At 66.4% G+C, this 13073-nt stretch carries 12 protein-coding genes; 6 read left to right on the top strand and 6 right to left on the bottom strand.

Annotation, left to right across the window (positions count from 1 at the left end; translation table 11 throughout):
• The first annotated feature begins 17 nt into the window (after positions 1-17).
• The 6 genes from FSZ13_RS08620 (at position 18) to FSZ13_RS08595 (ending at position 6472) form a co-directional block, all read left to right on the top strand.
• A complete protein-coding gene (locus FSZ13_RS08620; RefSeq protein ID WP_145479125.1) occupies positions 18-737 on the top strand; it encodes an ABC transporter ATP-binding protein in 720 nt (239 codons plus the stop codon).
• Positions 738-747: 10 nt separating this feature from the next.
• A complete protein-coding gene (locus FSZ13_RS08615) occupies positions 748-2049 on the top strand; it encodes an ABC transporter permease (RefSeq protein ID WP_145479124.1) in 1302 nt (433 codons plus the stop codon).
• 16 nt (positions 2050-2065) lie between these two features.
• On the top strand, positions 2066-3286 hold the full coding sequence (locus FSZ13_RS08610) for an ABC transporter permease (RefSeq protein WP_145479123.1): 1221 nt from the start codon (positions 2066-2068) through the stop codon (positions 3284-3286).
• A gap of 1 nt (position 3287) precedes the next feature.
• Positions 3288-3698, top strand: a complete 411-nt coding sequence (locus FSZ13_RS08605; protein ID WP_145479122.1) for a PDZ domain-containing protein — start codon at positions 3288-3290, stop codon at positions 3696-3698.
• Between the two features lie 78 nt (positions 3699-3776).
• Complete coding sequence (locus FSZ13_RS08600; RefSeq protein WP_145479121.1) at positions 3777-5120, top strand: sigma-54-dependent transcriptional regulator; 1344 nt, start codon at positions 3777-3779, stop codon at positions 5118-5120.
• Complete coding sequence (locus FSZ13_RS08595) at positions 5117-6472, top strand: sensor histidine kinase (protein ID WP_145479120.1); 1356 nt, start codon at positions 5117-5119, stop codon at positions 6470-6472. Before FSZ13_RS08600 ends, FSZ13_RS08595 begins: the two co-directional genes overlap by 4 nt.
• 132 nt (positions 6473-6604) lie before the next feature.
• Here the strand turns inward: FSZ13_RS08595 and glmU are convergent, their stop codons facing one another.
• The 6 genes from glmU to FSZ13_RS08565 form a co-directional block, all read right to left on the bottom strand.
• On the bottom strand, positions 6605-7969 hold the full coding sequence (glmU, locus tag FSZ13_RS08590) for a bifunctional UDP-N-acetylglucosamine diphosphorylase/glucosamine-1-phosphate N-acetyltransferase GlmU (protein WP_145479119.1): 1365 nt from the start codon (positions 7967-7969) through the stop codon (positions 6605-6607).
• Positions 7970-8137: 168 nt separating this feature from the next.
• Entirely contained in the window at positions 8138-8560 is a 423-nt protein-coding gene (locus tag FSZ13_RS08585) for a F0F1 ATP synthase subunit epsilon (RefSeq protein WP_145479118.1), read from the bottom strand.
• Positions 8561-8562: 2 nt separating this feature from the next.
• Positions 8563-9969 (bottom strand): F0F1 ATP synthase subunit beta, encoded by a 1407-nt coding sequence (gene atpD, locus FSZ13_RS08580; protein WP_102945925.1) that lies wholly within the window; start codon positions 9967-9969, stop codon positions 8563-8565.
• Positions 9970-10007: 38 nt separating this feature from the next.
• Positions 10008-10871 carry a F0F1 ATP synthase subunit gamma gene (gene atpG / locus FSZ13_RS08575; protein WP_102945926.1) on the bottom strand — a complete coding sequence of 288 codons (864 nt, stop codon included), beginning with the start codon at positions 10869-10871 and terminating at the stop codon, positions 10008-10010.
• Between the two features lie 80 nt (positions 10872-10951).
• Positions 10952-12499, bottom strand: a complete 1548-nt coding sequence (atpA, locus tag FSZ13_RS08570) for a F0F1 ATP synthase subunit alpha (protein ID WP_145479117.1) — start codon at positions 12497-12499, stop codon at positions 10952-10954.
• Positions 12500-12543: 44 nt separating this feature from the next.
• A complete protein-coding gene (locus tag FSZ13_RS08565) occupies positions 12544-13071 on the bottom strand; it encodes a F0F1 ATP synthase subunit delta (protein WP_145479116.1) in 528 nt (175 codons plus the stop codon).
• Positions 13072-13073 lie beyond the last annotated feature (2 nt).

Raw genomic sequence — 13073 nt, 5'->3', positions numbered from 1 at the left:
ATACAAGGAATACAGCCATGCTTGAGATGCGCTCGGTCGCCAAGGTGTTCCGCACCGAACAGGTCGAAACCCATGCCCTGCGGTCGCTGGACCTGCACGTCCGCGAAGGCGAGTTCGTCGCCGTCACCGGTCCGTCCGGTTCGGGCAAGACCACCTTCCTCAATATCGCCGGGCTGCTGGAAACGTTCACCAGCGGCACCTACCTGCTCGACGGCCAGGACGTGAGCAAGCTGGGCGATGACGCGCGCAGCAAGCTGCGCAACCAGAAGATCGGCTTCATCTTCCAGGGCTTCAACCTGATCTCCGACCTGAACCTGTTCGACAACGTCGACGTGCCGCTGCGCTACCGCGGCATGGCCGCGTCCGAGCGCAGGCAGCGCATCGAACATGCGCTGCAGCAGGTAGGCCTGGGCTCGCGCATGAAGCACTACCCCTCCGAACTGTCCGGCGGCCAGCAGCAGCGCGCCGCCATCGCACGCGCCCTGGCCGGCAGCCCGCGCCTGCTGCTGGCCGACGAACCCACCGGCAACCTGGACAGCCAGATGGCACGCGGGGTGATGGAGCTGCTGGAAGAGATCAACGCCGCCGGCACCACCATCGTCATGGTCACCCATGATCCGGAGCTGGCCGCGCGTGCCCAGCGCAACGTGCACATCGTCGATGGCCAGGCCACCGACCTGGTGCGCGAACCGGTGCTCGCCACCCCGCGCGTCGCCCTCGCCACCGTCAACGACTGAGGCCCTGCCCATGTTCGCCTACTACTTCCGATTGGCGCTGCGCAGCTTCCGGCGCAACCGGGTGCTGACCGCACTGATGGTGATCGCCATCGCGCTGGGCATCGGCGCCTCGATGACCACGCTCACCGTGTTCCACGTGCTTTCCGGCGACCCGATCCCGCAGAAGAGCGACCGCCTGTTCAACGTCCAGGTCGACCCGCGACCGATGATCGGCTACCAGCCGAGCGAGGAACCGGAGGAGCAGGTCACCCGCTACGACGGTGAAACCCTGTTGCGCGAAAAGAAGGCCAAGCGCCAGGTGCTGATGACCGGCGGTGGCGTCACCGTCGAACCGGACGGCAGCACGCTGCGCCCGTTCACCACCGACGCGCGTTACACCTCCACCGACTTCTTCGCCATGTTCGATACGCCGTTCCTGTACGGCCAGGGCTGGAAGGGTGAGCAGGATGACGGACGTGGCCGCGTCGCGGTGATCTCCAAGGCGCTGAACGACAAGCTGTTCAGCGGCCAGAACAGCGTCGGCCGCCCGCTGCGCATGGACGGGCATACCTTCAACATCGTCGGCGTGCTCGACCAGTGGAACCCGAACCCGCACTTCTACGACCTGGAAACCGGCCGCTACGGCGACAGCGAAGACATCTACGTGCCGGTGTCCACTGCGCTGGAGCTGAACTTCGGCCGCAACGGCAACATGAACTGCTGGGACAACTCCAACGGCGAGGAGACCGCGCTCAATGCACCGTGCGTGTGGATGCAGTACTGGGTGGAGCTGGCCTCGCCGGCCGACGCCGCCGACTACCGCGCCTACCTGGAAAACTACTCGGCCCAGCAGAAAGCGGCCGGCCGCTTCCAGCGCCCGTCGAACGTGCGCCTGCGCAACGTGATGGAGTGGCTGGACTTCAAGCAGGTGGTTCCCAGCGACGTGCGCCTGCAGCTGTGGCTGGCACTGGGCTTCCTGGCGGTGTGCCTGATCAACACCGTGGGGCTGCTGCTGGCTAAGTTCCTGCGCCGCAGCGGCGAGATCGGCGTGCGCCGCGCCCTGGGCGCCAGCCGCGGGCAGATCTTCCTTCAGTCGCTGGTGGAAGCGGGCACCGTGGGCCTGGCCGGCGGCTTGCTGGGCTTGGGGCTTGCCCTGCTCGGCCTGTATGCCGTGCGCCAGCAGCCGGTGGACTACGCCAAGCTGGCCGTGCTCGACGGCAAGATGCTGCTGCTCACCTTCGGCCTGACCCTGGCCGCCAGCCTGCTGGCCGGTTTCCTGCCGGCGCTGCGCGCCATGCAGGTCACGCCCGCCATCCAACTCAAATCGCAGTAAGGATCCGGAGCACATCATGGATATCCGTCCCATCCTGACCACGCTGCGCCGGCACAAGACCGCCGCCGCCCTCATCGTGCTGGAAATCGCGCTCACCTGCGCGATTGTCTGCAACGCGCTGTTCCTGATCGGCCAGCGCCTGGAGAAGATCAACCAGCCCAGCGGCATCGCCGAGCAGGAGTTGCTGGAAGTCCGCCTGGGCGGCATCGGCGCCCAGGTCAACGCCACTGCACGCACCCGCGAAGACCTGGCTGCGCTGCGTGCCCTTCCCGGGGTCAAGAACGCGGTGGCGATCAACCAGCTGCCGTTCCGGCGCAATTCGTGGAACACCAGCCTGTCGCTGGTTCCCGACCAGGAACGGCCGAACTTCAACGCCGCGCAGTACTTCGCCAGTGAAGGCACGCTGGACACCATGGGCCTGCAGCTGGTGGCCGGCCGCGACTTCCAGGGCGACGAGTACGCCAACCTGGAAGACGTGGAGAAGGACGCCACGGTTGAGCAGCGCGGCTCGGCCGTGATCCTCACCAGCAAGGCTGCCAACAACCTGTTCCCGGATGGCCAGGCCGTGGGCAAGACCATCTATACCGGCCGCATGCCGCTGCGCATCGTGGGCGTGGTGAAGGAACTGGCGCGGCCGGTGACGGTGGAGGCCGATACCGGCTATTCGATGATGCTGCCGGTGCGGATCAACTACGACATGGGCCTGTACCTGATCCGGGTCACCGACCCCACGCGTCGCCAGGAAGTGCTCAACGCCGCCGTGGCCGCGCTGGAGAAGGTGGACACCAATCGCATGGTGCGCGGCAAGCTCACCTACCAGGAACAGCGTGAGAAGTACTTCCAGAACGACCGGGCGATGGTGGGGCTGCTGATCACGGTGTGCGTCGCGCTGCTGGTGGTGACCGCACTGGGCATCGTCGGCCTGGCCAGCTTCTGGGTACAGCAGCGCACCAAGCAGATCGGCATCCGCCGTGCGCTGGGCGCCACGCGTGGCCAGATCCTGCGCTACTTCCAGACCGAGAATTTCCTGCTTGCCACGGTCGGCATCGTACTGGGCATGCTGCTGGCGTACTCGATCAACCTGTGGCTGATGGGGGCGTACGAGCTGCCGCGCATGCCGATCACCTACCTGCCCATTGGTGCAGTGCTACTGTGGCTGCTGGGCCAGATCGCCGTGTTCGGGCCGGCCCACCGCGCCGCCGCGGTACCGCCGGCCGTCGCCACCCGGAGCGCCTGACATGACCGTTTCGCCCATCCGCATCACGCTGGCTGCCCTGCTGCTGATCAGCACCACCGCCTGCGCCGAAAGCACCCAGACCGAGTCATCGCGCATGGACTGGCGCCAGGATGGCGCGCGCCTGACCCTGGAGTCCGGGCAAGGCGTGGTGAGCGTTACCGCCGCGTCGCCGGCCACCCGCTTCGGCGTGCAGGCCGGCGACCAGGTCCTGCGCGTGGACGGCGTGCCGGTGCGCAAGGTGGGCGAGCTGACCGACGCACTATCGGCCAGCGACAACGCCAGCGTGCCGGTCACGGTGCGCCGCGGCGGTCGTGACCAGGTGGTCAGCGTACCGACCGCAGCATGGCGCGCGGTGCAACCGCCGCCCCCGCCGCGCCCGCCGGCGCCGCCGTCACCGCCGGAACGCCCGTAAGCCGCGTGCCGGGCCCACCCTGCCGGTGGGCCCGGCGCTCGGGTACTCTCTGCCTACTCCCCGGTCTTTCGCTGCCGCATGCCCTCGATCCTGATCATTGACGACAATGCCAGCGTGGCCACCGCGTTGGAGGTCCTGTTCTCGCTGCACGACATCGAGGCCGTGCACGCGCTGTCGCCGGAGGCGGGGTTGGCGGTGCTGGAGCAGCAGCCGGTCGACCTGGTGATCCAGGACATGAATTTCACCGAGGACACCACCTCGGGTGAAGAAGGCGAAGCCCTCTTCCAGCAGATCCGCGCGCGCCACCCCGACCTGCCGGTGATCCTGCTCACCGCCTGGACCCACCTGAGCAGCGCGGTGGACCTGGTGAAGGCCGGTGCCGCCGACTACCTGGCCAAACCCTGGGACGATCGCAAGCTGCTGACCACGGTCAACAACCTGCTGGAACTGTCCGAAGCCCGGAACGAACTGGACCGCCGCCGGGCCCGCGAACAACGCGACCGCACCGCGCTGGAAGCCCGCTACGACCTGCGTGGCGCGGTGGTGGCCGACCCGGCCAGCGAACGCGTGGTCAACCTGGCCTGCCAGGTCGCGCGCTCGGAGCTGCCGGTGCTGATCACCGGGCCCAACGGCGCGGGCAAGGAAAAGATCGCCGAGATCATCCAGGCCAATTCGCTGGTGGCCAGGGGGCCGTTCGTGGCGCTCAACTGCGGCGCCATTCCGGCCGAGCTGATCGAGGCCGAACTGTTCGGCAGCGAAGCCGGCGCCTACACCGGCGCCAACAAGGCACGCGAGGGCAAGTTCGAGGCCGCCGACGGCGGCACCCTGTTCCTCGATGAGATCGGCAACCTGTCGCTGGGCGGCCAGATGAAGCTGCTGCGCGTGCTGGAAACCGGCCGCTTCGAACGGCTGGGCTCCAACCGCGAACGCCAGGTCAAGGTACGCGTGATCAGTGCGACCAATGCCGACCTGCCGTCGATGATCCGCGATGGTCAATTCCGCGAAGACCTGTACTACCGCCTCAATACCGTCGAGCTGGCGCTGCCGCCGCTGGCCGAACGCCCGGGCGACATCCTGCCGCTCGCCGAGCGCTTCCTGGGCGATGGCAAGCCGTTGTCCAGCGCCGCCGCCAGCGCGTTGCAGCGACATGCATGGCCGGGCAACGTGCGCGAGCTGCGCAACGTGATCCAGCGCGCCGGCCTGCTCGCGCAGGGCGCGCGCATCGAAGTGGCCGACCTCAACCTGCCGCGCGCGGCCGCCGCACCGCGCGCCGCCGTGCCGGGCGCAGACCCCGACCGCAGCCGGATCGAATCGGCCCTGTCGCACAGCCACGGCATCATTGCCCAGGCCGCCGCCGAACTTGGGCTGAGCCGGCAGGCGTTGTATCGGCGCATGGATCGCTACGGCATTCCGCGCGAATGAAGCGCACCTCGTTTACCTTCCGCCTGTTCCTGCGCCTGCTGCCAGTGCTGGCATTGGCTGCGGCAGGGCCGTGGCTGCTGGCTTACTGGATGGACCAGGGCTGGCTGGTGACGCTGGTATCCAGCGTGCTGCTGCTGGCCCTGATGTGGTGGACCCTGCGCCGCGCCACCGCCCCGGTGCGCTCGCTGCTGCGGGCACTGGCCGGCACCACCAGCTCCTACCGCGACGGCGAATACAATTTCAGCGTGTACTGGCCCGGCAACGACGAGCTGGGCGATCTGGTGCAGGCCCATCGTGAACTGGGCGACGTGCTGCGGGAGCAGCGCCAGGGCCTGGTGCAGCGCGAGCTGCTGCTGGACACCATGGTGCAGAACACGCCGGTGTCGATGCTGCTGCTGGCCAATGGCGGCGACGGCGTACAGCGCGTGGTGTTTTCCAACCTGGCCGCGCGCAAGCTGCTGCACAACGGCTGGAAGCTGGAAGGCCAGGCCGTGCAGCAGGTGTTGCAGACCATGCCGGTGGAACTGCGCGACGCGATCGAGCGCGGCGGCGACAGCCTGTTCGCGGTGCGTGGCCCCGGTGATGAAGCCGAAGATGGCGATGAAGACGACGAGCAGGTCTACCACCTGTCGCGGCGCAATTTCCACCTCAACGGGCGCCCCCACGACCTGCTGCTGATCCGCCTGCTGACCGCCGAACTTCGCCGCCAGGAAGTGCAGACCTGGAAGAAGGTGATCCGGGTGATCAGCCACGAGCTCAACAACTCCCTGGCGCCGATTGCCTCGCTGGCGCACTCCGGTGGCGAGCTGGTGCGACGCGGGAGGACCGAGCGGCTGGAGGAAGTGTTTTCCACCATCGAAGAGCGCTCACGACACCTGGAGGGTTTCATCCGGGGGTATGCGCGCTTTGCCAAGCTGCCGCAGCCGCAGTTGCAGAACGTGCAGTGGAAGCAGTTCCTGGGCGGGCTGCAGATGCAGATTCCATTCCGCATGGCAGAGATTCCCGACGACCTGCAGGGCCGCGTCGACATCGCGCAGCTCGGCCAGGCGCTGCTGAACCTGCTCAAGAACGCGCATGAGGCGTGCAGCGAAGCCGAACCGCCGAACGACGATGTCGAACTGCGCCTGACCCGGCTGCCGCAGTGGCTGAGGATCGAAGTGCTGGACCGCGGCAAGGGCATGAACGAGGCGGTGCTGCAGAACGCGCTGATGCCGTTCTATTCGACCAAGCGCAATGGCACCGGACTGGGCCTGGCGCTGACCCGCGAGATCGTCGAAGCGCATGGCGGCCGCGTGTCGCTGCAGAACCGCCGCGAAGGCGGGTTGTGCGTGGCGATATTTCTGCCGGGGTGATGGGTTTGCCTGGGCCGGCCAACGGCCGGCGCTACGAATTTTTGCGTGCCCATCGGGATATGGGTCAATCAACCATGGGCGTCGGATACGCCGCGGTAGCGCCGGCCGTTGGCCGGCCAACGCGCTGCCCGGTTACTTCTTCACCGGTCGGTGCCAGCCATCAATGGTTTCCTGGCGCACGCGTGCCAGCGTCAACTTGCCTTCCGGCGCGTTGCGGGTAATCACCGAACCGGCGGCGATGGTGGCTCCGTCGCCGATGGTCACCGGCGCCACCAGCGAACTGTTCGAGCCGATGAAGGCGTTGTCGCCAATGGTGGTCTGCGACTTGTTCACCCCGTCATAATTGCAGGTGATGGTGCCGGCGCCGATGTTGACCTTGCTGCCGATCACCGCATCGCCAAGGTAGGTCAGATGGTTGGCCTTGCTGCCCACGCCCAGGCGGACCTTCTTGGTTTCAACGAAATTGCCGACGTGCGTGCCGTCGGCCAGCACGGTACCCGGGCGCAGGCGGGCGAACGGGCCGATGTCGGCGGCACCTTCGCTGACCACGCCTTCCAGGTCGCAGTGCGGCTTGACCACCGTGCCGGCGGCCAGCTTCACGTCCTTGAGCCGGGTGAACGGGCCGATGCTGACCCCGTCGCCCAGTTCCACGGTGCCTTCCAGGATCACGTTGACGTCGATCTGCACGTCTCGGCCCACCGTGACCGTGCCACGGATGTCCAGCCGCGCGGGATCGATCACGCGCGCGCCCTGGGTGCACAGCGCGCGCACTTCGCGCAGCTGCCACGCGCGTTCGAGCTGGGACAGCTGCCACGGATCGTTGGCGCCCTCCGCTTCCTGCGCGTCGGCGACGAAGGCCATGTCGGCCGGGGTGTAGTCGGCCGCGGCCGAGGCGAACACATCGGTCAGGTAGTACTCGCCCTGCGCATTGCTGTTGGACAGCTGCGACAGCCAGGTGCGCAGCGCGGTGGCATCGGCGGTGATGATGCCGGTGTTGATGGTGCGGATCGCCAGCTGTTCCTCCGTGGCATCCTTCTGTTCCACGATCGCGCCGACCTTGCCCTCGGCATTGCGCACGATGCGGCCGTAGCCGGTGGGATTGAGCATGTCCGCCACCAGCACCGCCAGCCGCCCGGGCTGGGACAGCAGGTGCTGCAGGGTATCGAGCCGGATCAGCGGCACGTCGCCGTACAGCACCAGGACCCGGGCCGCGTCGGGCACCTGCGGCATGGCCTGCTGCACGGCATGGCCGGTCCCCAGCTGCTCGCGCTGCTCGGCCCACTGCAGGTCGGGCTGGTCGGCGAACGCCGCGCGCACCGCCTCACCGCCGTGGCCGTACACCACGTGGATGGCAGCCGGCTGCAGCTGGCGTGCGGTATCGATCACATGCGCCAGCATCGGCCGGCCGGCAATCGGCTGCAGCACCTTGGGCAGGACTGACTTCATGCGCTTGCCAGCGCCGGCGGCGAGGATGATGACGTGCAGGGCTTGGGTCATGGGGGTAGCGATGCGTGAACGACGGGGATGGCTGCAATTCTAGAACGCATGCGGTCGACGTGGTGGCTTTCGGGCCACGTCCGCGACCCTGGGTTGAATGCTGCCGGACCCCAAAAACAACAACGCCGGCATAGGCCGGCGTTGTTGTTGTGCAGCAGTAGCAGGATCTCAGTGCTTGAGGGTCTTGCGCAGGCGCTCCAGCGCCTGCAGCTGGACCACCGCTTCGGCCAGCTTCTGCTGGGCTTCGGCCACTTCCATCGCCTCGCCACGGTTGGCCAGGATGCGCTCGGCTTCTTCCTTGGCCTTGCGGACCGCGGATTCGTCGATGTCCTGCGCGCGGATCGCGGTGTCGGCCAGCACGGTCACGACCTGCGGCTGCACCTCGAGGATGCCGCCGGAGATGGCGAAGTCCAGCTGCTCGCCATTCTGCAGGGTGACCACCACCTTGCCCGGCTTCAACCGGGTGATCAGCGGAGCGTGCTTGGGCGCGATGCCCAGTTCGCCGAGCTCACCCGTAGCCACGACCAGAGTCGCTTCACCACGGAAGATTTCCTGCTCGGCGCTGACGATGTCGCAACGGATGGTGCTCATGATCAGGCCTTCTCAGCCATCTTCTTGGCCTTCTCGACCGCTTCTTCGATGCTGCCGACCATGTAGAACGCCTGCTCCGGCAGGTGGTCGTATTCGCCGTCGACGATGGCCTTGAAGCCGCGGATGGTGTCCTTCAGCGACACGTACTTGCCCGGCGAGCCGGTGAACACTTCGGCCACGTGGAACGGCTGGCTGAAGAAGCGCTCGATCTTGCGGGCGCGCGACACGGCCTGCTTGTCTTCTTCGGACAGTTCGTCCATGCCCAGGATGGCGATGATGTCCTTCAGTTCCTTGTACTTCTGCAGGGTCTGCTGGACGCGCTGGGCGGTGTCGTAATGCTCGTGGCCGATGACCAGCGGGTCCATCTGGCGGCTGGTCGAGTCCAGCGGATCCACGGCCGGGTAGATACCCAGCGAGGCGATCGAACGCGACAGGGTCACGGTCGAATCCAGGTGGGCGAAGGTGGTAGCCGGCGACGGATCGGTCAAGTCATCGGCCGGCACGTAGACGGCCTGGATCGAGGTGATCGAGCCGTTCTTGGTCGAGGTGATGCGCTCCTGCAGGACGCCCATTTCCTCGGCCAGGGTCGGCTGGTAACCCACGGCCGACGGCATGCGGCCCAGCAGTGCCGACACTTCGGTACCGGCCAGGGTGTAGCGGTAGATGTTGTCGACGAACAGCAGCACGTCCTTGCCCTTGCCGTTTTCGTCCTTCTCGTCGCGGAAGTACTCCGCCATGGTCAGGCCGGTCAACGCGACGCGCAGGCGGTTGCCCGGCGGCTCGTTCATCTGGCCGTACACCATCGCGACCTTGTCCAGGACGTTGGAGTCCTTCATCTCGTGGTAGAAGTCGTTGCCCTCACGGGTACGCTCACCCACGCCGGCGAACACGGACAGACCGCTGTGCGCCTTGGCGATGTTGTTGATCAGCTCCATCATGTTGACGGTCTTGCCGACGCCGGCGCCGCCGAACAGGCCGACCTTGCCGCCCTTGGCGAACGGGCACATCAGGTCGATGACCTTGATGCCGGTTTCCAGCAGCTCGGTGGCCGGGGACTGGTCTTCGTACGACGGGGCTTCGCGATGGATTTCCCAGCTGTCGCTGGCAACCACCGGGCCGGCTTCGTCGATCGGGCGACCCAGCACGTCCATGATGCGGCCCAGGGTGCCTGCACCCACCGGCACCGAGATGGCGCGGTTGGTGTTGGTGGCGACCAGGTTGCGCTTCAGGCCGTCGGTGGAGCCCAGCGCGATGCAACGGACCACGCCGTCGCCGAGCTGCTGCTGCACTTCCAGCGTGATTTCGGTGTTGTCCACCTTCAGTGCGTCATACACCTTCGGCACCGACTCGCGGGGGAATTCCACGTCGACGACGGCGCCGATGATCTGAACGATCTTGCCCTGACTCATTGCTGCATCCTCTAATTAAATGCTTTTGACTGTGCGCGTCAGACTGCTGCCGCGCCGCCGACGATTTCGGAGATTTCCTGGGTGATCGCTGCCTGGCGGGCCTTGTTGTAGACCAGCTGCAGGGTTCCGATCAGCTTGTTGGCGTTGTCACTGGCCGACTTCATCGCCACCATGCGCGCGGCATGCTCGGAGGCAACGTTTTCCAGCACGGCCTGGTACACCAGCGATTCCACGTAACGCGTCATCACGTGCTCGAGCACGGTGGCGGCGTCGGGTTCGTACAGGTAGTCCCAGTCATGGTGCGCAACCTGCTTCTCGGCCGCCGGCAACGGCAGCAGCTGGTCGAAGCTGGCTTTCTGCACCATCGTGTTGATGAAGCGGTTGTAGACCAGGTACACGCGGTCGACCTTGCCTTCGGTGAAGGCGTCGAGCATGACCTTGATCACGCCGATCAGCTGTTCCAGGTGCGGCACGTCGCCCATGTGGGTGACGCTGCCGACCATGTTGACCTTGACCCGGCGGAAGAAGGTGGACGCCTTCTGGCCGATGGTCACCACGTCGATCTCGGCGCCCTTTTCCTGGTACTGGCGGACTTCGCCCAGCATCTTGCGGAACAGGTTGTTGTTCAGGCCGCCGGCCAGGCCGCGGTCGGACGAGATCACGATGTAGCCGACCCGCTTGACCTCGTCACGCTGGACCAGGAACGGATGCTGGTAATCGGTGCTGGCCTGGGCCAGGTGGCCGATCACCTGCTTCATCGCCTGCGCATACGGACGCGAGGTCTTCATGCGATCCTGCGCCTTGCGGATCTTGGAGGCCGACACCATCTCCAGCGCGCGGGTCACCTTGCGGGTGTTCTGCACGCTCTTGATCTTGGTTTTGATTTCGCGACCGCTAGCCATCTCTTATTCCCGTAGAGCGGGGCTCTGCCCCGCTACCTTCAACGGTGAAGCGAGGCCGAAGGCCCCGCCACACATTCGTCTTACCAGCTGCCGGTGGTCTTGAACTCGGAGATGCCCTTCTTGAAGGCCGCTTCGATGTCGTTGTCCCAACCGCCGGTGGCGTTGACCTTGCCGATCAGTTCGCCCTGGGTGTTGGCGAAATGCGCGTGCAGGCCTTCTTCGAAGGCCAGCAGCTTGTTGACCGGCACGTCGTCGAGGTAACCCTCGTTGACGGCGTAGATCGACAGCGCCTGGTTGGCGATCGACATCGGGGCGTACTGCTTCTGCTTCATCAGCTCGGTGACGCGCTGACCGCGCTCGAGCTGCTTGCGGGTGGCTTCGTCCAGGTCCGAGGCGAACTGCGCGAACGCAGCCAGCTCGCGGTACTGGGCGAGCGAGATGCGGATGCCGCCCGACAGCTTCTTGATGATCTTGGTCTGGGCCGCACCACCGACGCGCGACACCGAGATACCGGCGTTCACGGCCGGGCGGATGCCCGAGTTGAACAGGTCGGTTTCCAGGAAGATCTGGCCGTCGGTGATCGAGATCACGTTGGTCGGCACGAACGCCGAGACGTCGCCGGCCTGGGTTTCGATGATCGGCAGGGCGGTCAGCGAACCGGTCTTGCCCTTCACTTCACCCTTGGTGAACTGCTCGACGTACTCTTCCGAAACGCGGGCCGCACGTTCCAGCAGGCGCGAGTGCAGGTAGAACACGTCGCCCGGGTAGGCTTCACGGCCCGGCGGGCGCTTCAGCAGCAGCGAGATCTGGCGGTAGGCCACGGCCTGCTTGGACAGGTCGTCGTACACGATCAGGGCATCCTGGCCGCGGTCCATGAAGTACTCACCCATGGTGCAGCCCGAGTAGGCGCTGATGTACTGCATGGCAGCCGACTCGGAGGCGGTGGCGGCCACGACCACGGTGTGGGCCAGGGCGCCGTTCTCTTCCAGCTTGCGCACGATGTTGGCCACGGTCGAAGCCTTCTGGCCGATCGCGACGTACACGCACTTGATGCCGGTGTCCTTCTGGTTGATCACCGCATCGATGGCCAGGGCGGTCTTGCCGGTCTGGCGGTCACCGATGACCAGCTCGCGCTGGCCACGGCCGATCGGGATCATCGAGTCGACCGACTTGTAACCGGTCTGCACCGGCTGGTCGACCGACTTGCGCCAGATCACGCCCGGCGCAACGCGCTCCACCGGCGCGGTCAGCTGGGCCGCGATCGGGCCCTTGCCGTCGATCGGTTCGCCGAGCGCGTTGACCACGCGGCCGAGCATTTCCGGACCGACCGGCACTTCCAGGATGCGACCGGTGGTCTTGGCCACGTCGCCTTCGCGCAGGTGCTCATAGCCACCCAGGACCACGGCGCCGACCGAATCGCGCTCCAGGTTCAGGGCCAGGGCGAAGGTGTTGTTCGGCAGTTCGATCATTTCGCCCTGCATCACGTCGGCCAGGCCGAAGATGCGCACGATGCCGTCGGACACGCTGGTCACGGTGCCTTCGTTGCGCGATTCCGCGGCCAGCTTGACCTTCTCGATGCGGTTCTTGATCAGTTCGCTGATTTCGGAGGGGTTGAGCGTGGTTGCCATCGTCAAGTCCTAGTGCCGGCGGTCAGGCCGGACGTTAAATGAATTCAGTTAGCGAGCGCGGTCTGCAGGCGCGACAGCTTGCCCTTGAGCGAGCCATCGATCACCACGTCGCCAGCGTCGATCACCGCACCGCCGATCAGCGAAGCATCGATCGCGGTGGTGATCTCCACGTCTTGGCCGAAGCGCTTGCGCAGCGCGGCCTTGATGGCGTCCAGCTCAGTGGAGGACAGCTCGGCGGCCGAGGTCACCGTGGCCTTGACCACGTGTTCGGCTTCAGCGCGGAGCTGGTCGTACATGCCTGCGATTTCCGGCAGCAGCGGCAGCCGGTGCGCTTCGGCCAGGATGGCCAGGAAGCGACCGAACGACTCGCCCGCCGTTTCCGGGGCCAGCAGCGCGACGGCATCGTCACGGCCCAGCTCCGGGTTCGACAGCAGGGCCGACACGCGAGGATCGGCGGCTACGTGGGCGGAAAACGCAAGCGCGTCCGACCACGGCGCGAACGTGCCTTCGTCGCGCGCGGTCGCGAACGCGGCGCGGGCATACGGGCGTGCAAGCGTGAGGGCCTGGCTCATCG

Origin of the sequence: Stenotrophomonas rhizophila (assembly GCF_007667275.1) — a bacterium.
Classification (GTDB): domain Bacteria; phylum Pseudomonadota; class Gammaproteobacteria; order Xanthomonadales; family Xanthomonadaceae; genus Stenotrophomonas; species Stenotrophomonas maltophilia_AE.
The sequence above is the reverse complement of the archived record's forward strand: the minus strand, read 5'-3'. Positions and strand labels throughout refer to the sequence as shown.